We start from the raw sequence: 21,566 nt of genomic DNA on the forward strand, positions 1-21,566 counted from the left end.
CGCGACCGCACGCCGGCCTAGCCGTCGCGCGGTTTTCCCTTGGATTGAGTTCAAAGCCAACAGGAGCCAGTCATGGCCCGTGCCTCTGAAATTCTCTTTGTCGATCCTTCAGTCTCCGATCTCAACACGGTTCTCGCCAATCTGAGGGCCGAAGTCCGGGCTGTCGTGCTCGACGGCCGCCAGCCGGCGGCGCGGCAGATCGCTGCCGCGCTCGCAGGGCACGAGGGGCTCGACGCGGTCCACGTTATCGCTCATGGCGGACCCGGCCGGGTTAGCTTCACGGCAGGAGATTGGTCCGTCGGGACGCTGGAAGAATCGGCTGACGATTTCGCCGCGATCGGCAGGGCGCTTGCCGCGGACGGCGAGCTGCGGCTGTGGAGCTGCGAGACGGCATTGGGGGATGCTGGCGAGGCCTTCGTGGCTGCGCTGGAAGAGGCCGTCGGCGCGGACGTCTGCGCATCGAGGTCGCTGATTGGCGCGGCCAAGCTGGGTGGCTCATGGGAGATGCCCGAAAACACGGCCGGCTCGGGCTTGCCACCGATGACATCGGTTGGCGTGGCGGCCTACACTGGGGTCCTTGCAGGGGGCAATTTGACACTCACGGGTACTGTCGCAGCCGGAAGCAGTAAGAGCATCAATACATTTTTCATCATCGATACAACAACCAACACCGTTGTCGGCAGCTTCGTTCTTCCAACCTCCGCTAATACTGTTGCCCCAAATTTTTCTATAACGATTTCGATCCCAGATACTTTGCATGACTACGCAATATATGACAGCGGATTTAACAGCTATGGCACGCTGCTACACAACGGTGGCGGAACTGCGTTCACGCTCGGCCCCGATGTTGGCAACAACGGCAAAAACGGTGACACATTTATTGGCGGTGACCTAGCCGTTACGAGCCAAGGCGCGACAGGCCCGGCGGGGCCCACGGGCGCGACCGGCGCCACAGGTGCAACGGGCTCGACCGGAGCCACAGGTTCTACGGGTGCAAGTGGTTCGACGGGACCGACTGGCGCGACAGGTGCCACAGGCGCGACTGGTGCAACCGGCTCGACCGGCGCCACAGGCTCTACGGGTGCGAGTGGTTCGACGGGACCGACTGGCGCGACAGGTGCGACTGGGGCGACTGGGGCGACGGGCTCTACTGGCGCAAGCGGCTCGACTGGAGCCACGGGCTCTACGGGTGCGAGTGGCTCGACGGGAGCGACTGGCGCAACCGGAGCGACAGGTGATACCGGCGCCGCCGGCTCCACTGGCGCCACGGGTTCGACTGGAGCAACTGGTTCGACCGGTGCAACAGGCTCGACCGGCGCGACTGGCTCAACCGGTGCCACGGGCGATACCGGTGCAACCGGCACCACTGGTGCGACCGGGTCGACTGGCGCCACGGGCTCGACAGGTGCGACAGGTTCTACTGGTGCGACAGGCTCTACTGGTGCAACAGGCGCGACCGGAGCCACAGGTGCAACTGGCGATACTGGAGCGACCGGCTCTACCGGCGCGACTGGTGCGACTGGTGCCACGGGTGGTACGGGAGCGACTGGCTCGACCGGTGCGACCGGCTCGACCGGTGCGACCGGCTCGACCGGTGCGACTGGCTCGACTGGTGCCACCGGTTCGACCGGCGCAACAGGCTCTACCGGAGCAACAGGTTCGACGGGCGCGACGGGTGATACCGGAGCCACAGGTGCCACGGGCTCGACTGGTGCGACCGGAGCCACAGGTGCGACCGGAGCGACGGGCGCGACCGGAGCCACAGGTACTACGGGCTCGACCGGTGCAACCGGCGATACGGGAGCAACCGGCTCGACTGGTGCCACGGGTGGTACGGGTGCAACCGGCTCGACGGGAGCGACTGGCTCGACCGGCGCAACAGGTTCGACGGGCGCGACGGGTGATACCGGAGCGACCGGAGCCACAGGTGCGACCGGAGCGACCGGAGCGACGGGCGCGACCGGAGCCACAGGTGCTACGGGCTCGACCGGTGCAACCGGCGATACGGGAGCAACCGGCTCTACCGGCGCAACAGGTTCGACTGGTGCGACAGGCTCGACTGGTGCAACTGGCTCGACCGGTGCGACTGGCTCGACCGGCGCAACGGGTTCGACCGGAGCAACGGGCTCGACTGGTGCCACCGGTTCGACCGGAGCGACAGGCTCGACTGGTGCCACGGGCTCGACCGGAGCGACAGGTTCGACCGGCGCAACTGGTTCGACCGGAGCAACGGGCTCGACCGGAGCGACAGGTTCGACCGGCGCAACCGGCTCGACAGGTGCGACTGGCTCGACTGGTGCCACCGGTTCGACTGGAGCAACGGGCTCGACCGGTGCGACCGGCTCGACCGGAGCGACAGGTTCGACCGGCGCAACCGGCTCGACAGGTGCGACTGGCTCGACTGGTGCCACCGGTTCGACCGGAGCAACGGGCTCGACCGGAGCGACAGGTTCGACCGGCGCAACCGGCTCGACAGGTGCGACTGGCTCGACTGGTGCCACCGGTTCGACTGGAGCAACGGGCTCGACCGGTGCGACAGGCTCGACCGGCGCCACCGGTTCGACTGGAGCAACGGGCTCGACCGGTGCGACAGGCTCGACCGGCGCCACCGGCTCGACAGGTGCCACGGGCTCGACCGGTGCGACTGGTGCCACCGGCTCTACCGGTGCCACTGGCTCGACCGGGGCAACAGGTGATACCGGCGCCACGGGCTCTACTGGCGCCACCGGTTCGACCGGAGCAACGGGCTCGACCGGTGCGACAGGCTCGACCGGCGCCACCGGCTCGACAGGTGCCACGGGCTCGACCGGTGCGACTGGTGCGACTGGTGCCACCGGCTCTACCGGTGCCACTGGCTCGACCGGGGCAACAGGTGATACCGGCGCCACGGGCTCTACTGGCGCAACAGGAGCCACAGGTGCGACCGGAGCAACCGGTGCCACCGGCTCGACAGGTGCGACTGGCTCGACTGGTGCCACCGGCTCGACAGGTGCGACTGGCTCGACTGGTGCCACCGGCTCGACCGGAGCGACCGGCGCCACGGGTGCCACTGGCGATACCGGAGCGACTGGTGCCACCGGAGCAACTGGCGACACCGGAGCGACCGGCGCCACGGGTGCAACTGGTGATACCGGAGCGACTGGCGCGACCGGAGCAACCGGAGCCACGGGTGCAACTGGCGATACCGGAGCAACCGGCGCCACGGGTGCCACTGGGGATACCGGAGCGACTGGTGCGACCGGAGCAACCGGAGCAACCGGAGCCACGGGTGCAACTGGCGATACCGGAGCAACCGGCGCCACGGGTGCCACTGGGGATACCGGAGCGACTGGTGCGACCGGAGCAACCGGAGCCACGGGTGCAACTGGCGATACCGGAGCAACCGGCGCCACGGGTGCAACTGGCGACACCGGCGCGACCGGCGCCACGGGTGCCACTGGCGATACCGGAGCGACTGGTGCGACCGGGGCAACTGGCGACACCGGAGCGACCGGAGCCACGGGTGCAACTGGCGATACCGGAGCGACTGGTGCGACCGGGGCAACTGGCGACACCGGCGCGACCGGCGCCACGGGTGCCACCGGCGATACCGGAGCGACTGGTGCCACCGGGGCAACTGGCGACACCGGAGCGACCGGAGCCACGGGTGCCACTGGCGATACCGGAGCAACTGGTGCGACCGGGGCAACTGGCGATACCGGCGCGACCGGAGCCACGGGTGCCACTGGCGACACCGGAGCGACTGGTGCGACCGGGGCAACTGGCGACACCGGCGCGACCGGAGCCACGGGTGCCACTGGGGATACCGGAGCAACTGGTGCGACAGGGGCAACTGGCGACACCGGAGCGACCGGAGCCACGGGGGCCACTGGGGATACCGGAGCGACTGGTGCGACAGGGGCAACTGGCGACACCGGCGCAACCGGAGCCACGGGGGCCACTGGGGATACCGGAGCGACTGGTGCGACAGGGGCAACTGGCGACACCGGCGCAACCGGAGCCACGGGTGCCACTGGGGATACCGGAGCGACCGGCGCCACGGGTGCAACTGGCGATACCGGAGCAACCGGCTCTACCGGCGCAACAGGCTCGACCGGAGCCACCGGCTCGACTGGTGCCACAGGTTCGACTGGGGCAACCGGTGCGACTGGTGCAACCGGCTCGCAAGGTCCGACAGGCCCGACCGGAGGAACCGGTTCAGGTGGTGGTACTGGTGGTCATGGCAATAACGGCTTTGGCAATGGAGATCAGGATGCGCCTGGCAATTCCGGGAACCATAACAATGCCGAAAACGGCCCTGGTCACAAAGCCAACGTCACGGCCAATACGCTCGGGCTCAAGGACACGGCGCAATTCCTGCAGTCCGGCTCGACTGACGGCGGCGGCGGTTCCGGCGGCCATGCGTCGGTCCGCAACCTGATCGGCCTTGCAGCGACTTCGGTGTCGTCAGACCTGCTGAACGTCCTCAAGACGGTTAGCGGATCTGGCAACAACCAGAACAAGCCTTCCGGGGCGAGCACGGATCTCACCTTGGATCAGACCAAGCCTGGCGCCGGCTACGCCAGCAACGAGCACACCGTCAAGACGTCCCTGAAGGATCTCTTGAAGCCGCACGAGTGAGCGGCGAATAGACCTGGACCGTGACTGGTCCAGGTTGGAAAACGGGCGCGCGGGCTTCGCTGGAAAGCGGGGTCCGCGCGCCGATCATTCCCTTCTGTCGGTTCGCGCAGCATCGTCCCGCAGCGCCTGGCTATCGACCGTGTCAGCCGCCAGCTGGTGTTCCGGCAAGGGCCGCGGCTGGCCTGGCCATGGCGACCGTTCGCGGTTTGACAGCAACCGAAGGGAAGCCGCCAAGTTTTCGATTTTCAAAACCAATTTGCGCGAGTCCGGCGCCTCAGTATTGACCGAGGTCTGCTGCCCCGTTCCTGGCAATTTACCAATTCCTTTCTTAATAGTTTACAAATCGCTAATTTTCGAATTTACTAATGTATGGGTATGGAGGGTGCCCGCAGATCGCACGGTCGGGTGGCCGTAAGGTCTGTGCAGGCGAGTTGGGCAGGGATCTGGGTAGCAAGGCTATTTAGCGGATGAAGAAGGTGCGCCCATCAGGCGCGCCGTGAGACGCCGCGTCTATGTCTGTCTTCGGCGGAAGGCAGACGTTCCCATTCCGGAGTTCACTCGCGAGTTTGCCGTCGAGGCGTCGGCGGCACGGGTGATGGGAGTGGATGGCAATGAGTCAAATGGTATCGCGCGTGCCCCGTGAGGGCGTTGGTGCATTCCCCGGTTTGATGGGCGCCAAATTCATCCGCTGCCGCACACTGCAACTGATCGCCCGAATGCGCGGACCCATCCGCCCCGGGCCCGCGCTTCCGAAATCCTTTTCGTCGATCCCTCGGTATCCGATCTCGGCACGATTCTCGCGAACCTGAGGCCGGAGGTCGAGGCGATCCTGCTCGACGCCGTGCGCCCGGCCGCGCGCCAGATGGCGCTGGCGCTCGAAGGCCGCGACGGCCTCGACGCGGTGCACGTCATCGCCCACGGCGCGCCTGGGCGGGTGTGTTTCGCGGCTGGTGAGTGGTCGGCCGAGACGCTGCAGGACGATGAGGCCGATCTCGCCACGATCGGCCAGGCGCTGGGCAAGGATGGCGACTTCAGGTTATGGAGTTGCTACGCCGGCGCCGGCGATGCGGGTGATGAATTCGTCGACGGCCTGGCGCGCGCAATCGGCACGAACGTTGCCGCCGCTACGGGCCTCGTCGGCGCTGCGGCACAGGGCGGCGCCTGGGAGCTCGAACTGCGCGCGAGTGCCGCGGCGCGGCCGCCGCTGACCGACCTGGGGGTGGAGAGTTACGCAGAGGTGTTGCCGACCAGAAACTGGTTGGGCACCTCGAGCACCAATTGGAGCACTGGTGCGAACTGGAGCAGCGGAAATGTTCCTGGCAGCGGTGACGATGCGGTCATCCCCGGGGGCACCCCCAACGCGCCCACTCTCACAGCGAGCACCACCGTTCAATCTGTAAGCATAACTGGTGCCAACACTCTCACAATTAACTCTGGTCAAACGCTCACCGCGACGAACGGCATAAGCTTATCCAACGCGGCCGCCACCATAATCGGCGCGGGTACCATCGCGGCTGGCACCAATGTTTCCGGGTTTGGTACCCTTGGCATCACGGTCTCTAGTACGGGCACCATCACCGCCAACGGCGGAACACTTGACTTAACCGGAACCGTGACCAATCGGACGCTGGTAATCGCCAACGTGGCTGGGTCGATCCTGAAGATCGACGGCACTGCAACGACGGCGACTGCAATAGCGATTTCCAACGCCAACCAGTGGCTGGAAATCGGCCCCGTCGGCAGTAGTCTGACGATCAGCGTCGCCGAAAGCATCACCAACGGCAGGATTCAGATGGACGGAGGCACGCTGACAGTGTCCTCCGGCTTGACGATTGGCTCCAGCGCGACGCTCATAGGCTTTGGCACGGTCTCTGGCCCCATTGCGAACAGCAGCTCCGGAACAATAACCGCAACCTTCGGCACGCTGGATATCACGGGAAACATCGGTACCAGTGCTACGGGGTTGAAAATCAACACCGGAGCGACCCTCCGCCTCGATGGAACTGTTGCCAGCGGCGACATCGTAACGTTCAACTCGAGCAGCGGCGGACTGCTCGACCTCAGCAGTTCGTCGGTCGCGAGCAACCAGCTCAACGGATTTCAGGCGACCATCGCGAGCATGAACGTCGGCGTCAGCGCTTTGGCGCCCACCAACGGGGTGGAACTCGCGGCGTTCGGTAACAATGCCGGTCCAACATTCACCAGCGCGAGCTTCAATACCGGCACTGACGTTCTCCAGGTTGTCACCAGTAACGGTACTTTCAATCTGCAGCTCAGCGGCTCCTACGCGCCGGGCACCTACGTCAGTTGGAATGCAGACGCGAACGGCGGGACGGACGTCTTCCTAACCACGGGGCTGGCATTCCATGCGCGAGCAGCCTTCGATTCGTGGCAGGATCCTACTTCCTGGAACAGCGGTGCGGCTCCTTCGACGCAGCCGGCGGCAGGCACGAACATGGCGTTCTTCAACAAGGACGCAAACGCCGATACGATAGCGATGCCGCCGACCCTTCGTCAGGCAACGGGCACCGGAACCAGCACGTGGACGATCAGCGACACGCTGAACGGAACGGACCAATATCTAAGCTCGCTGAGCTTGGTCAATCAAGGCCAGCTTTTCGTCAACGGGACCCCTGATTTCGCCGTCGGGGCGTCCGCGACGAACTGGACGCTTACCGGCGCCGCTGCAGGATCGAAAACTGGATCACAGTATTTCGAGAATGACGGATTGGTCAACATTGTCGAAAATTCGAGTGGAACCCAGACGACGGCAGTTTTTACGGGCAATATATATTTAACTGGCTATGGATACTATAACCTATACGGCAATGTAACAGTAACTTTCGATGTTGGCGTCGGCGTAGGTGCTGGCCAGACAGTAAATTTTGCGAAGGCCGGCGGCACACTCATTGTCGGCAGCTCCCTCCTGGATTCCTCCGAGATAGCCGGATTCAAGCAGGGCGACACGGTCGTGCTGGAGAATTTGGGTGCCGGCGCAATCACCGAGAATGTCATCGACACGAACGGCGAAGCCACCGTCCAGATCTTGGTCGGCGGCGTCGTTGTCGATGCTGTCACTTTCCTCGGTGAATTTCACAACGGAGCGAGCGACTTCGGTTTTGTATCGAGTGGCGCTACAGGCGGCTCACTGACAATAACCGCGACTGCCTCTGCTGGCACCGGAACTCCTGGCGCCACGGGTTCGACCGGCGCTACGGGCGCGACTGGCGCCACAGGTTCAACGGGCGCCACAGGTGCGACCGGCGCCACAGGTGCGACCGGCGCCACAGGTTCGACTGGCGCTACGGGTGCGACCGGCGCCACGGGTTCGACCGGCGCCACCGGTGCGACTGGCGCCACGGGTGCGACTGGCGCCACGGGTGCGACCGGCGCCACGGGTGCGACCGGCGCCACGGGTTCGACAGGTGCTACGGGTTCGACCGGCGCCACGGGTTCGACGGGCGCCACAGGCGCTACGGGCGCCACGGGTTCGACGGGCGCAACCGGTAATACAGGCGCCACGGGTGCCACAGGCGCGACCGGAGCCACAGGTGCGACCGGTGATACCGGCGCCACGGGCTCGACCGGAGCAACGGGTGCTACTGGCTCAACCGGAGCAACCGGTGCCACAGGTGCGACCGGCGATACGGGCGCCACGGGTTCGACTGGAGCAACTGGCGATACGGGCGCAACAGGTTCGACCGGAGCAACCGGAGCCACTGGCGCGACCGGCGATACGGGTGCCACCGGCTCGACTGGCGCAACCGGAGCCACAGGCGCGACCGGCGATACGGGGGCCACAGGCTCGACCGGAGCAACCGGAGCCACAGGCGCGACAGGCGATACGGGCGCCACAGGCTCGACTGGAGCAACCGGTGCCACAGGTGCGACCGGCGATACGGGTGCTACGGGCTCGACCGGAGCAACCGGAGCCACAGGTGCGACCGGCGATACGGGCGCCACAGGCTCGACTGGAGCAACCGGCGCGACTGGTGATACCGGCGCCACCGGCTCGACTGGAGCAACCGGAGCCACGGGTGCGACCGGTGATACGGGCGCCACAGGCTCGACTGGAGCAACCGGCGCGACTGGTGATACCGGCGCCACCGGCTCGACTGGTGCAACCGGAGCCACGGGTGCGACCGGTGATACGGGCGCCACCGGCTCGACTGGTGCAACCGGAGCCACAGGTGCCACCGGCGATACCGGTGCAACAGGTTCGACGGGAGCAACCGGAGCCACAGGTGCAACCGGCGATACGGGCGCCACGGGCTCGACTGGAGCAACGGGAGCCACAGGCGCGACCGGTGATACCGGCGCCACGGGTCCGACTGGAGCAACCGGAGCCACAGGCGCAACCGGTGATACCGGTGCCACCGGCTCGACTGGAGCAACCGGAGCCACAGGTGCGACTGGCGATACAGGCGCTACGGGCTCGACCGGAGCTACCGGCGCCACTGGCGCGACCGGCGATACCGGCGCCACAGGTTCGACTGGTGCTACCGGAGCCACGGGCTCGACCGGAGCAACCGGTGCCACTGGCGCGACCGGCGATACCGGTGCCACGGGTTCGACCGGCGCTACCGGAGCCACAGGCGCAACCGGCGATACAGGCGCCACGGGTTCGACTGGAGCAACCGGAGCCACAGGCGCAACCGGCGATACGGGTGCCACCGGCTCGACTGGAGCAACTGGCGCCACGGGCGCGACCGGCGATACCGGAGCGACAGGCTCGACCGGAGCAACCGGCGCCACAGGTGCCACCGGCGATACGGGTGCAACAGGTTCGACTGGAGCAACCGGCGCCACAGGCGCAACTGGTGATACGGGCGCCACGGGCTCGACTGGAGCTACCGGTGCCACAGGCGCGACCGGCGATACGGGCGCCACGGGTTCGACCGGAGCAACCGGCGCCACAGGTGCGACCGGCGATACGGGTGCCACGGGTTCGACTGGAGCAACCGGCGCCACAGGCGCAACCGGTGATACCGGCGCGACGGGTTCGACCGGCGCAACCGGTGCCACCGGCGATACGGGCGCCACGGGCTCGACTGGAGCAACCGGCGCCACCGGCGATACGGGCGCCACGGGCTCGACTGGAGCAACCGGCGCCACAGGCGATACGGGCGATACGGGCGCCACGGGCTCGACCGGAGCAACCGGTGCCACAGGTGCCACCGGCGATACGGGCGCCACGGGTTCGACCGGAGCAACCGGTGCCACAGGTGCCACCGGCGATACGGGCGCCACGGGTTCGACCGGAGCTACCGGTGCCACAGGCGCAACTGGTGATACAGGCGCCACGGGTTCGACTGGTGCTACCGGCGCCACCGGCGCCACCGGCGATACCGGAGCCACGGGCTCGACTGGAGCAACCGGCGCCACAGGTGCGACTGGCGATACTGGGGCAACCGGTGCCACCGGCGCGACCGGCGATACTGGAGCAACGGGTTCGACCGGAGCGACCGGCGCCACAGGTGCCACCGGCGATACGGGCGCCACGGGCTCGACCGGAGCAACCGGTGCCACTGGCGCGACCGGCGATACGGGTGCCACGGGCTCGACCGGAGCAACCGGTGCCACAGGTGCGACCGGCGATACGGGCGCCACAGGTTCGACCGGAGCAACCGGCGCCACAGGTTCGACTGGTGCTACCGGCGCCACTGGCGCGACCGGCGATACTGGAGCCACGGGTTCGACCGGAGCAACCGGTGCCACCGGTGCAACTGGCGATACCGGTGCCACAGGTTCGACGGGAGCTACCGGAGCCACAGGCGCGACCGGCGATACCGGCGCCACAGGCTCGACTGGAGCTACCGGAGCCACTGGCGCGACCGGAGCTACCGGAGCCACAGGCGCGACTGGTGATACCGGCGCCACAGGTTCGACTGGCGCGACCGGCGATACCGGTGCCACCGGCTCTACTGGCGCTACCGGAGCCACTGGTGCGACCGGCGATACCGGTGCAACAGGCTCGACTGGCGCTACCGGAGCCACTGGTGCGACCGGCGATACCGGCGCCACCGGCTCGACTGGAGCTACCGGTGCCACAGGTGCGACCGGCGATACCGGTGCAACTGGCGATACTGGAGCCACAGGATCGACGGGAGCAACCGGTGCCACAGGCGCGACCGGCGATACAGGCGCCACAGGCTCGACTGGAGCAACCGGAGCCACTGGCGCGACCGGCGATACAGGCGCCACAGGTTCGACTGGAGCAACCGGAGCCACTGGCGCGACCGGCGATACCGGCGCCACGGGTTCGACTGGAGCAACCGGCGCCACAGGCGCGACAGGTGATACTGGAGCGACGGGTTCGACTGGAGCAACCGGCGATACGGGTGCGACTGGCGATACGGGTGCCACGGGCTCGACCGGAGCAACCGGAGCCACAGGTGCGACTGGCGATACCGGTGCCACGGGTTCGACTGGAGCAACCGGAGCCACAGGCGCGACCGGTGATACCGGAGCCACAGGTTCAACCGGCGCGACCGGCGATACCGGAGCCACGGGTTCAACCGGAGCAACCGGAGCCACAGGTGCGACCGGTGATACCGGCGCCACAGGTTCAACTGGAGCAACTGGCGATACGGGCGCTACGGGCTCGACTGGAGCGACCGGCGATACGGGTGCCACTGGTTCGACTGGCGCAACCGGTGCCACTGGCGCGACTGGCGATACCGGCGCCACAGGCTCGACCGGAGCAACCGGAGCCACAGGTGCGACCGGCGATACTGGTGCAACCGGCGATACCGGAGCCACGGGTTCGACTGGCGCAACCGGAGCCACAGGTGCGACCGGCGATACCGGTGCCACGGGCTCGACTGGAGCAACCGGAGCCACAGGTGCGACCGGCGATACCGGTGCCACGGGCTCGACCGGGGCAACCGGAGCCACGGGTGCGACCGGCGATACGGGTGCCACGGGCTCGACTGGAGCAACTGGCGATACGGGCGCGACCGGTGATACTGGAGCGACGGGTTCGACTGGAGCAACCGGTGCCACAGGTGCAACCGGTGATACCGGCGCCACGGGCTCGACCGGTGCAACCGGTGCCACAGGTGCTACCGGCGATACCGGCGCCACGGGTTCGACCGGAGCAACCGGAGCCACAGGTGCGACCGGCGATACCGGCGCCACGGGCTCGACCGGAGCAACCGGAGCCACGGGTGCGACCGGCGATACCGGTGCCACCGGCTCGACTGGAGCAACCGGAGCCACGGGTGCGACCGGCGATACCGGTGCAACAGGCTCGACCGGAGCAACCGGAGCCACAGGTGCGACCGGCGATACGGGCGCCACGGGTTCGACTGGAGCAACCGGTGCCACAGGCGCGACCGGCGATACGGGCGCCACGGGCTCAACCGGAGCAACCGGAGCCACAGGCGCGACCGGCGATACCGGCGCCACTGGCTCGACTGGAGCAACCGGTGCCACAGGTGCGACCGGCGATACCGGCGCCACTGGCTCGACTGGAGCAACCGGTGCCACAGGTGCGACCGGCGATACCGGAGCCACGGGCTCGACCGGAGCAACCGGAGCCACAGGTGCGACCGGTGATACCGGCGCCACGGGTTCCACTGGAGCAACCGGAGCCACAGGTGCAACCGGCGATACGGGCGCTACGGGCTCGACTGGAGCGACCGGCGATACGGGTGCCACTGGTTCGACTGGTGCAACTGGCGATACCGGCGCCACGGGTTCGACCGGAGCAACCGGTGCCACGGGTGCGACCGGCGATACCGGCGCTACGGGCTCGACTGGAGCGACCGGCGATACCGGCGCCACGGGCTCGACCGGAGCAACCGGAGCCACGGGTGCGACCGGCGATACGGGCGCCACGGGTTCGACCGGAGCAACCGGAGCCACAGGTGCAACCGGCGATACCGGAGCCACGGGCTCGACTGGAGCTACCGGCGCCACAGGTGCAACCGGCGATACCGGAGCCACGGGCTCGACTGGAGCTACCGGCGCCACAGGTGCGACCGGTAGTTCCGGAGCTACGGGCTCGACTGGTGCAACCGGAACCACTGGTTCGACTGGAGCGACCGGCGGAACTGGGGCAACGGGCTCGACCGGTGCAACCGGCGCTACAGGTTCGACTGGTGCAGCCGGCCCGACCGGCGCAACCGGAGCTACTGGTTCGACTGGAGCAACCGGCTCTACCGGCGGAACCGGGGCAACGGGCTCGACTGGTGCCACAGGTTCGACCGGACCTAAGGGTGAAACCGGACCGAAGGGCGCGACAGGTGCCACTGGCGCCACGGGCTCAACTGGTTCCACCGGACCGAAGGGCGACACCGGGCCTAAGGGCGACACTGGACCCAAGGGCGCGACAGGTGCCACTGGCGCAACCGGCTCGACTGGCTCAACCGGACCGAAGGGCGATACCGGGCCCAAGGGCGCGACAGGTGCCACTGGCGCAACCGGCTCGACTGGCTCGACCGGACCGAAGGGCGATACCGGGCCTAAGGGCGCGACAGGTGCCACAGGTGCCACTGGCGCCACGGGCTCAACCGGCTCGACCGGACCTAAGGGCGACACCGGACCCAAGGGTGCCACGGGTGCAACCGGCGCCACGGGCTCGACCGGTTCGACCGGACCGAAGGGCGATACCGGACCCAAGGGCGCGACAGGGGCCACCGGCGCAACCGGCTCGACTGGCTCGACCGGACCGACTGGCTCAACCGGACCGAAGGGCGATACCGGACCCAAGGGCGCGACAGGTGCCACCGGCGCAACCGGCTCGACTGGCTCGACCGGACCGACTGGCTCAACCGGACCGAAGGGCGACACCGGACCCAAGGGTGCCACGGGTGCAACCGGCGCCACTGGTTCAACCGGAGCAACCGGACCGAAGGGCGATACCGGACCCAAGGGCGCCACGGGTCCGACCGGCCCAACCGGTCCGACTGGACCCTCGAGCGGTCACAACGACTCGATCGCTCCGTCGACCACAACCCTGGTGACGACGACCCAGAAGACCGCCAATGTCACGTCCGACTCGCTCGGCCTCAAGGATAGCTGGCAATTCCTGCAGCCGGGCTCGACCGGCAATGGTAGCGGCGGCCAGCCGTCGCTACACCACCTGATCGGCCTGGCGGCCGGCTCGGCGACGACCGATCTCCTGAATATCCTCAATACGATCAAGGGATTTGGTCACCAACAGAACCAGCCGTCCGGCGCAAGTACGGACCAGACCTTGGATGTGACCAAGCACGGTACCGGCTACGCCAGCACCGACCACACCGCCAAGACGACCCTGAAGGATCTTCTGAAGCCGCATGAGTGAGCAAGAATCCTGGCGAGAGACCACCGAAGGGAAACGCGCGAACGTCGCGGGAGAGCGAGGTTCGCGCGTTAAACATCCCGGGACGCGGATTGGCATGAGAGTCGCGCGGCCGATCAATTCGGAGTACAATGGGCCATGATCGAAACCCTCGGCAGAGGCAGTTCGGCCCGCGCATTGTCGAGTTCGCTCGCCTGCTGGAAGACACGTCCATGGTGAACATCCCCGTGAACGCCGAAATCCAAGCGGTCCTGATCCCCGCCGGTTCCGCGCAAGGCGACGCGGCGGGCGGCGAGAGTACTATGGCGCGGATCCCTGGCGGTCCGGCTGAATTCGACAAGATCGGGCCACGTCTCAAGGCGATGCTGCGCGCCGCCCGCTATCACGGTGTCGAGCTCGACCCGAACGAATTCAGGGCCGCGAGCGCGGTTCCGGCCGCCGCCGATCTGTCGCAGTGGGCGCAGGACGCCGGCATGTGGTCACGCGCCGTACGCATCCGCTGGTCCCATCTTCTGCGCTTCCAGGACGCCGGCCCGGTCGTCCTGTTGTTCAACGATGGCGGCGCGGCTCTCCTCACCGGGGCGAGCGCCGAGCGAAACATCGTCTTCCTGAAAAGTGCGGATGCACCCGACGATGGTGAGGCCGTCGCCATCGACGAGCTGCGGCTGTCGCAGGTGTGGACGGGCGAGGCACTGCTGTTGCGCGCCACACGATCCTATGTCGCGGCGGACGCGCCGTTCACCCTTCGCTGGCTCGCCGAACTGGTGCGGCTCGAAAGCCATGCCCTGCGCGATATCACCATCGCCTCGTTCACGCTGAGCGTCCTTACCATCCTGCCACCGCTCATCGTCATGACGGTGGTCAACAAGGTGCTGCAGTTCAACAGCGTCTCGACGCTGGTGCTCCTGTCGGCGGTGATCGCCGTGGTTTTCGCCTACGAGACTCTGCTTGGCCATGCGCGGCGGCTGATCATCAATGTCGTCGGCGCTCGTCTGGACACCAAGCTGCAGCTGCACGTCTTCAGCCGGCTGTTACGCCTGCCGCTCGACTATTTCGAGCGTCATCCGGCCGGCGAGACGATGTATCATCTCGCCCAAGTCTATCGCATCCGCGAGTTCCTGACCGGAAAACTCCTCAGCACGTTCCTGGATATGATCACGCTGTGCGTGCTGGTACCGGTCATGTTCTACATCAACGCCGCCCTCGCCTGGATCGTGCTGGCTTGCGCGGTGGTGATCATGCTGATCATCCTCGCCTTCCTCAGGCCGCTGCGCAGCAGATACCAGCGGGTGGTCGACGCCGAGACCTGGAAGTCGGCGGCGCTGGGCGAGACTGTCGTCGGCATCAAGACGGTGAAGGCGCTCGGTCTCGAGCCGCAGCGCAAGGCGCTTTGGGACGAGCGGGTGGCGGAAGCGGGAAAGGCGCGTCTCGCCTTCGGACAGCTGGCAAGCTGGCCGCAGACCCTGGTCACGCCGATCGAACGCGTGATGGTGCTCGGCACCATGCTGATTGGCGCCTATCTCGCGATGAACGACCGCACCGGCTACATGGTCGGCGGCTTGTTCGCCTTCATGATGATCGCCCAGCGCGTGGCGCAGCCGCTGGTTGGCCTGGCGCGACTGGTTGAAGACTACGAGGAGGTCGGTGCCGCGATCGGCGAGGCAGCGTCGGTCCTCAACCGGCCGCTGGAGAGCAGTTCGAATTCCACCGGCCTGAGACCCAGGTTGGTCGGCGAGGTTGTGTTCAGCGACCTGACCTTCAGCTATATCGCCACCAAGACACCGGCGCTCGACCGGGTCAGCTTCCACATTCCGGCCGGCAGCATGTTCGGCATTGTTGGGCGCAGCGGGTCGGGAAAATCGACAATCGCCCGCCTCCTGCAAGGGATCAACCGCGACTACAGTGGTTTCCTTAAGCTTGATGGCGTCGACCTCAAGGAAATCAACCTGCGCCATCTGCGCCAAGGGCTTGGCGTGGTGCTGCAGGACAACTTTCTGTTCCGCGGGTCGATCCGCGACAACATCATCGCCGGGCGCCCAGGCCTGACGCTTTCCGACGCCATGCGCGCAGCGCATCTCGCCGGTGCCCAGGAATTCATCGAGCGGATGCCGAATGGCTACGACACCTACATCGAGGAAGGTTCGCCCAATCTGTCAGGCGGTCAAAAGCAACGGCTGGCGATCGCGCGCGCGCTCATCCACGATCCGACCATTCTCATCCTCGACGAAGCGACCAGCGCACTCGACCCGGAGAGCGAGGCGGTTGTCAGTGCCAACCTCATGCGCATCGCCAGCGGGCGCACGATGATCATCGTTTCGCACCGGCTCTCCTCGCTGACCGAGTGCGACAACATCCTCGTCATGGATCAGGGCAAGGTCCTCGACGTCGCGCCGCACGCGACCTTGCTCGAACGATGCGCGCTCTATCGCCAGTTGTGGTCGCAGCAGAACCGGCACCTCGACGGCCGCCACGGCCGGCCGGTCGCTGTCCCGCCGCGGTTGGTTTGATCATGTCGCGCGCCTCATATTCGCATCAGGTCCGGTAACCCATGAGCAGCACCTCTCTCACCGCCCCTCCCGCTCGGTGGCACCGGATGGAAACGAGGGATCCAACGACACCGGCCATACTCGAGTTCCAGTGGCCGTCGACGGCTGTCGCCAATGCTCCTATTCCGCGGACGGCGCGCGGCATCGTCTGGATCGTCTTTAGCCTGGTCATCGCGCTGATCGCCCTGGCGGGGCTGATACCGGTCGATCAGGTCGTAACGACCAGAGGGCTGGTTGTATCGCAATCCCCCAACATCGTCGTGCAGCCGCTGGAGACAGCGATTGTCCGCTCGATCGAGGTGCGGGAGGGACAGCGCGTCAAAGCTGGCCAATTGCTTGCCCGCCTCGATGCGACCTTTACCTCAGCCGACCAAGCGGCACTGGCGATGCAGGTCTCGACGCTTGAAGCAGAGGTGGCGCGGTTGAAGGCCGAGGCCAGCGGCCAGACATTCACCTACAACGGCCTGGACCCGAGTTGGACCCTGCAGGTGTCGATATTCGAGCAACGCAAGGCGGTCTACGACGCCAAGGTGGAGAATTTCGAACGCCAGCGTGACGAACTCAGCTCGGTGATTTCGCGATCGCAATCGGATGCCGACGGCTACCGCCAGCGGCTCACGGTCGCCGACTCGATCGAACAGATGCGCAGGCAGCTCGAGGCAAGGCAGGTAGGAAGCCGCCTCAACACGCTCCTCGCGGAGGACAACCGTGCGGAAATGTCCCGGGCGCTGGGCAATGCAGAACAGACCGCGGAAGCCGCCAAGCGCCAGCAAGCGGCGGTGGCCGCCGAGCGCGACGGCTACATTCAGGGCTGGCGCGCTGAAGTCTCGCAGAGCCTGTCGGAGGCGAGCTCGCGGATTTCGGACGCCCGCGAACTTCTCAACAAGGCAAAGCTTCGAAACCAGTTGGTCGAGTTGAAGAGCCAATCAGACGCCATCGTTCAATCGGTGGCAAAAGTCTCTGTCGGCTCGGTCATGCAGTCAGGGGAGCGCTTTATCACATTGGTGCCGGCCGACGCGCCGCTCGAGATCGAGACAAACATCGTTGGCAGGAGCAGCGGTTTTGTGCATGTCGGCGACCCGGTGATCATCAAGTTCGACACCTTCCCCTATTCGCAATACGGCCTTGCCCATGGAACTGTGCGGGCACTCAGCCCAGATTCCTTCTCGGCACAGGAGCAAGCGCGCGATCCGAACAGTTCTTTGGCCATGCTGCCTTCCGACGCCGAGCCATTCTATCGCACGCGGATTTCCATCGACCAGGTCGCCCTCCACGGCGTGCCCGCCGGTTTCGCCGTCAGCCCCGGCATGCCGGTGACCGCCGACGTCAAGGTCGGCCGGCGCACGATACTCAAGTACATTCTCGGCGTCATGCTCCCAATCGGCCAGGAGGCGATGCGGGAGCCTTAGAGTACTGGGGGGATCAGAGGCTCGGATCGATGACAATCCTGGATCGGCTGACTGGTCTGGCCTTCCCGGCGGCGGTGTTGCGTCGGGCAATCCAGCTTGCTGACAGCGGCAAGGCCGCTGAAGCCTTTCCGCTTATGGCGAAAGCGGCGCGCGCGGGGATCGTCGACGCCGAGTACCGGGTCGCGCGTTGCTATCTGGAAGGCGCCGGTGTGCCACCGAGCCGCATGGAAGGCGCGCGATGGCTGCTGCGGGCGGCCAACCACGGGAGCGCGGATGCGCAGGCGCTCCTCGCCGCTCTCTACGTCACCGGGCTGGTGACGGCGGAAGCCGACGGCAAGGGACCCTCGGAACAGTTGTTCAAACCTGATTCCCCGGGAAAACCAGACTTCGCTGCTGCTTTCGACTTTGCCACCAAGGCGGCCGAGGCAGGCTCGGCCACGGGACAGGCGATCCTCGGTTATATCCTTACCAATGGCCCCACATCGATGCGCGATGCGGATGCGGCACACCGCTGGTACGAGAAGTCGGCTTCCGCCGGCTGCGCCGAAGGATGCCTTGGCCTTGCCCTGTCGCTGGCCCGCCGCGGCAAACGCGAAAACAGAGTTCGGATTGCGGAAGAGGTAAGGCGTGCAGCCGACGCCGGCCTGCCGACCGCGACCTATCTTCTTGCGGTCCTTACCGAGCACGGGCTCGGCGTCGCACGCGACATGGCAGCAGCCGCTCAACTGTATCAGGCTGCTGCAGAGAAGGGCCTTCCCTCTGCCCAGTTCCGGTTGGGATTGGCACTGATCGACGGTGCACTCGTCGGCCAGGATGTCGCTGCCGGGGAGGCATGGATGCGGCGTGCTGCCTTGGCCGGCAATATCGAGGCAGCCTATCTCCTGGGCGATCGCTATGTGAAGACGCAGCGGCCCGATTTTGCAGAAGCCGCGAACTGGTATCGGCGGGCAGCCGAAGCGGGCCACCAAGCCGCCGCCCGCGCTTTGGCCTCGCTCTATTTGACGGGAAATGGTGTGGCTGAGGATGTCGAGGAAGGAGCACGCTGGCTGCGCTCTTCCGCAAATGGCGGCAATCAGCAGGCACAGACAGACCTCGCCAATCTTATCCTCGGAGGGGCCGGCGAGCCGGACGACGGTGCAAGCGTTGCCGGATGGTTCGAGGCGGCCGCATCATCGGGCGACCTCATCGCGGCATTCAACCTTGGGCTCTGCTTCGCCAAGGGCGTCGGCGTTCGCCAGGACGAGGGGCAAGCGGCACACTGGCTGCGGCGCGCGGCCGAAGGCGTCGCCGAGGCGCAATATATGTATGCCCGCCTCCTCCAGGATGGACGCGGCGTGGCGGCCGACCCAACTCAGGCCCGCGTGTGGTTTGCGCGGGCGGCCGACGCCGGCGTGCTCGACGCACGCGTGGCGCTCGCCGAGATGCTACTCAATGGGCACGGCGGCACGCCCGAGCCCGAGGCTGCAATGCAGATGTTTGAACAGGCCGCCGCCAACGGTCACGCCGGGGCAATGTTTGCGATTGGCGCGCTGTACGGAGCCGGCCACGGCCTGCCGGTCGACCAGGCAACGGCGCAGAAATGGTACGCTGCCGCTGCCGGACGTGGGCATAGCCATGCCCAATTCATGCTCGGACGTTATCTCTTGAAAGGCCTCGCCGGGGAGCGCGACCCGGTGGCCGGTCGCCTTTGGCTCGAGCGCGCGGCCGCGCACGGTATCGGTGAAGCGGCAGACGAACTCGCCGAGTTCGCCTCTCCACGCTAAAATGGCCACCCGCTGTTCGACCAGCGGGTCTGAGGCATGGCGTCTGTCTGGCGGGCTGGCGGTTAGAGCGTTTCACCGTTTCATGGAAACGGCGAACCACTCTAACTCTTTGTTTTGACGCAATTCCAGACGGAAAACCGCTCACACTTTTCCTGGAATTGCTCTAGCCGCCGCCGCCCATGGTCACCGACATAAAGGCCCGGAAGGCCGCCGCCGCCGGTTCGATTGGTCTGTCACGCGACCATGCCAGGCCGACATCCATACTGGGGATCGGCTCGACAAGCCTGCGCACTTCGATGCGCTGCCCCTCCAGGGACCATGGTCGGTAAACCATGTCTGATAGGACAGTGACCCCCATGCCTGCAGCCACGAGCGACCGCACGGCCTCGACCGAACTGGTGGTAAGGACAGGGCGGAGCGTAAGCCCCGCAGCATCCCAGTAACGGGCGGCCGTCGTGCGTGCCTCGTCCACCGTCAGCATGACATAATCTTCCGCCGCCACATCGGCGAGGCTGATTTCCGGCCGCGCGAGCAGATGGTGATCAGCCGAAAGCCAGAGCCGGCGGTTCGACCGCATCAAGACCTCCTGCGCCAATTCCTCGGTATGCGCCAGGTTGGACACCAGCATCACAGCCATGTCGATCTCCCCGCACATCAAGCCGCTTTCGAGAGCGTCTCGGGGCAGTTCCAGCACCTCGACCTCGATCTCGGGATAGGTCTTTCGGAACCGCGTGTAGTGGCGCGACATGTAGTAGCCGACGACCGTGTAGGTCATGCCCAGCCGCAGCTTGCCCGCCAGGCCTTTCCTGTCGCGCAAAGGGCTTCGGACAGCGGCTGCGACGGCCCCGGTGATAACACGCGCATGTTCAAGAAACCGCGCGCCCTCCATCGTCAATCTTACGCCAGCGTGATTACGCTCCAAAAGCCGTACGCCCAGGTCGGCCTCCAGCGTCTTTATCGCCGCGGTGACCGCCGATTGCGAGATGTTGAGCTCCACCGCGGCGTGACTGACCTGTCCGCTCTCGGCGGTGGCGATGAAATAATCGAGCTGTTTCAATGTAATGGTCATGGTGCACTCCGGCCCAGAACCATTATCTGTTTTTTTGATATCACAATCAATAAACTACTATTTCACAAGTGCCCCCGCATGCGCGAAAAATGCTGCAACGCCGCAAAGACGGCAGCTTCGAGGGGTAACAATACGATGGCGGTGACGCTAAACTGCGACATGGGCGAAAGCTTTGGCCTTTATAAGGTTGGCGATGATGTGGGCATGATGCCGATCATCGACGTTGCCAATGTCGCCTGTGGTTTTCACGCTTCCGATCCGGATCACATGCACGCCGCCGTCCGCAGCGCCAAGGCGAATGGCGTGAAGATCGGCGCCCATCCAGGCTTGCCGGACATTCAGGGTTTCGGCCGGCGCGAGATGCGGATGACCCGCGACGAAGTCAGGAACACCATCATCTACCAGGTGGGAGCGCTTGCCGGCTTCCTCAAGGCAGAGGGTGTGGAGCTCCACCATATCAAGCCGCATGGCAGCCTTTACTTCATGGCGATGCAGCAGGAGGCAATCGCCCATGGCGTGTGCGACGCGGCAGAGGTTTTCGGCGTACCCCTCTTCGGCATGACGGGCACCCTGCACGAGAAGATCTATGAAGAGCGCGGTATCCCATTCGTCGCCGAGTTCTACGCCGATCTCGACTACGATGCCTCCGGCAAACTGATCCTGACACGCGTTCATGACGCCAAGGACCCCGCAGAGATGGCCGAGCGTTGCGTACGCGCCATCAGCAAGCGCGAGGGCACGGCAGAGGACGGCAGTTTCTTCCCCGTACGCTGTGAGACCATCTGCGTGCATTCCGATACGCCGAACGCTATCGACATAGCCAGGGCCGTGCGCACCGCAATCGCCCCTTGGCACTGAGCCGACCGAAAC

Annotated in this window: 7 protein-coding genes; 6 read left to right on the forward strand and 1 reads right to left on the reverse strand. The window is 66.0% G+C overall.

Features of this window, described 5'->3' with window-relative positions; translation table 11 throughout:
- Positions 1-72 precede the first annotated feature (72 nt).
- The 5 genes from CKW40_RS45920 (at position 73) to CKW40_RS01335 (ending at position 19,627) form a co-directional block, all read left to right on the forward strand.
- Complete coding sequence (locus CKW40_RS45920) at positions 73-4,620, forward strand: DUF4347 domain-containing protein (protein ID WP_095198143.1); 4,548 nt, start codon at positions 73-75, stop codon at positions 4,618-4,620.
- Between the two features lie 805 nt (positions 4,621-5,425).
- Positions 5,426-13,912 carry a DUF4347 domain-containing protein gene (locus tag CKW40_RS45925; protein ID WP_439330950.1) on the forward strand — a complete coding sequence of 2,829 codons (8,487 nt, stop codon included), beginning with the start codon at positions 5,426-5,428 and terminating at the stop codon, positions 13,910-13,912.
- Positions 13,913-14,121: 209 nt separating this feature from the next.
- Positions 14,122-16,416: a peptidase domain-containing ABC transporter gene (locus tag CKW40_RS01325; RefSeq protein ID WP_095198481.1), complete on the forward strand. Its 2,295-nt coding sequence runs from the start codon at positions 14,122-14,124 to the stop codon at positions 16,414-16,416.
- Positions 16,417-16,502: 86 nt separating this feature from the next.
- Positions 16,503-17,864 (forward strand): HlyD family type I secretion periplasmic adaptor subunit, encoded by a 1,362-nt coding sequence (locus CKW40_RS01330; protein ID WP_179297786.1) that lies wholly within the window; start codon positions 16,503-16,505, stop codon positions 17,862-17,864.
- A 29-nt stretch (positions 17,865-17,893) separates the two neighbouring features.
- The gene (locus tag CKW40_RS01335) at positions 17,894-19,627 is read left to right on the forward strand and encodes a tetratricopeptide repeat protein (protein ID WP_095198145.1); all 1,734 of its coding nucleotides are present in this window, start codon (positions 17,894-17,896) and stop codon (positions 19,625-19,627) included.
- 163 nt (positions 19,628-19,790) lie between these two features.
- Here CKW40_RS01335 and CKW40_RS01340 read toward each other — a convergent pair whose 3' ends face one another.
- Complete coding sequence (locus tag CKW40_RS01340; protein WP_095198146.1) at positions 19,791-20,696, reverse strand: LysR family transcriptional regulator; 906 nt, start codon at positions 20,694-20,696, stop codon at positions 19,791-19,793.
- A 135-nt stretch (positions 20,697-20,831) separates the two neighbouring features.
- Between CKW40_RS01340 and pxpA the strand changes: the two genes are divergently transcribed.
- On the forward strand, positions 20,832-21,554 hold the full coding sequence (pxpA, locus tag CKW40_RS01345; RefSeq protein ID WP_095198482.1) for a 5-oxoprolinase subunit PxpA: 723 nt from the start codon (positions 20,832-20,834) through the stop codon (positions 21,552-21,554).
- Positions 21,555-21,566 lie beyond the last annotated feature (12 nt).

It is taken from the genome of Mesorhizobium carmichaelinearum, assembly GCF_900199455.1.
GTDB lineage: Bacteria > Pseudomonadota > Alphaproteobacteria > Rhizobiales > Rhizobiaceae > Mesorhizobium > Mesorhizobium carmichaelinearum.

Coding starts and splice junctions, on each gene's coding strand:
- CKW40_RS45920 (WP_095198143.1), top strand. CDS start 73: ATGGCCCGTGCCTCTGAAATTCTCTTTGTCGATCCTTCAGTCTCCGAT.
- CKW40_RS01325 (WP_095198481.1), top strand. CDS start 14,122: ATGGTGAACATCCCCGTGAACGCCGAAATCCAAGCGGTCCTGATCCCC.
- CKW40_RS01330 (WP_179297786.1), top strand. CDS start 16,503: ATGGAAACGAGGGATCCAACGACACCGGCCATACTCGAGTTCCAGTGG.
- CKW40_RS01335 (WP_095198145.1), top strand. CDS start 17,894: ATGACAATCCTGGATCGGCTGACTGGTCTGGCCTTCCCGGCGGCGGTG.
- CKW40_RS01340 (WP_095198146.1), bottom strand. CDS start 20,696: ATGACCATTACATTGAAACAGCTCGATTATTTCATCGCCACCGCCGAG.
- pxpA (WP_095198482.1), top strand. CDS start 20,832: ATGGCGGTGACGCTAAACTGCGACATGGGCGAAAGCTTTGGCCTTTAT.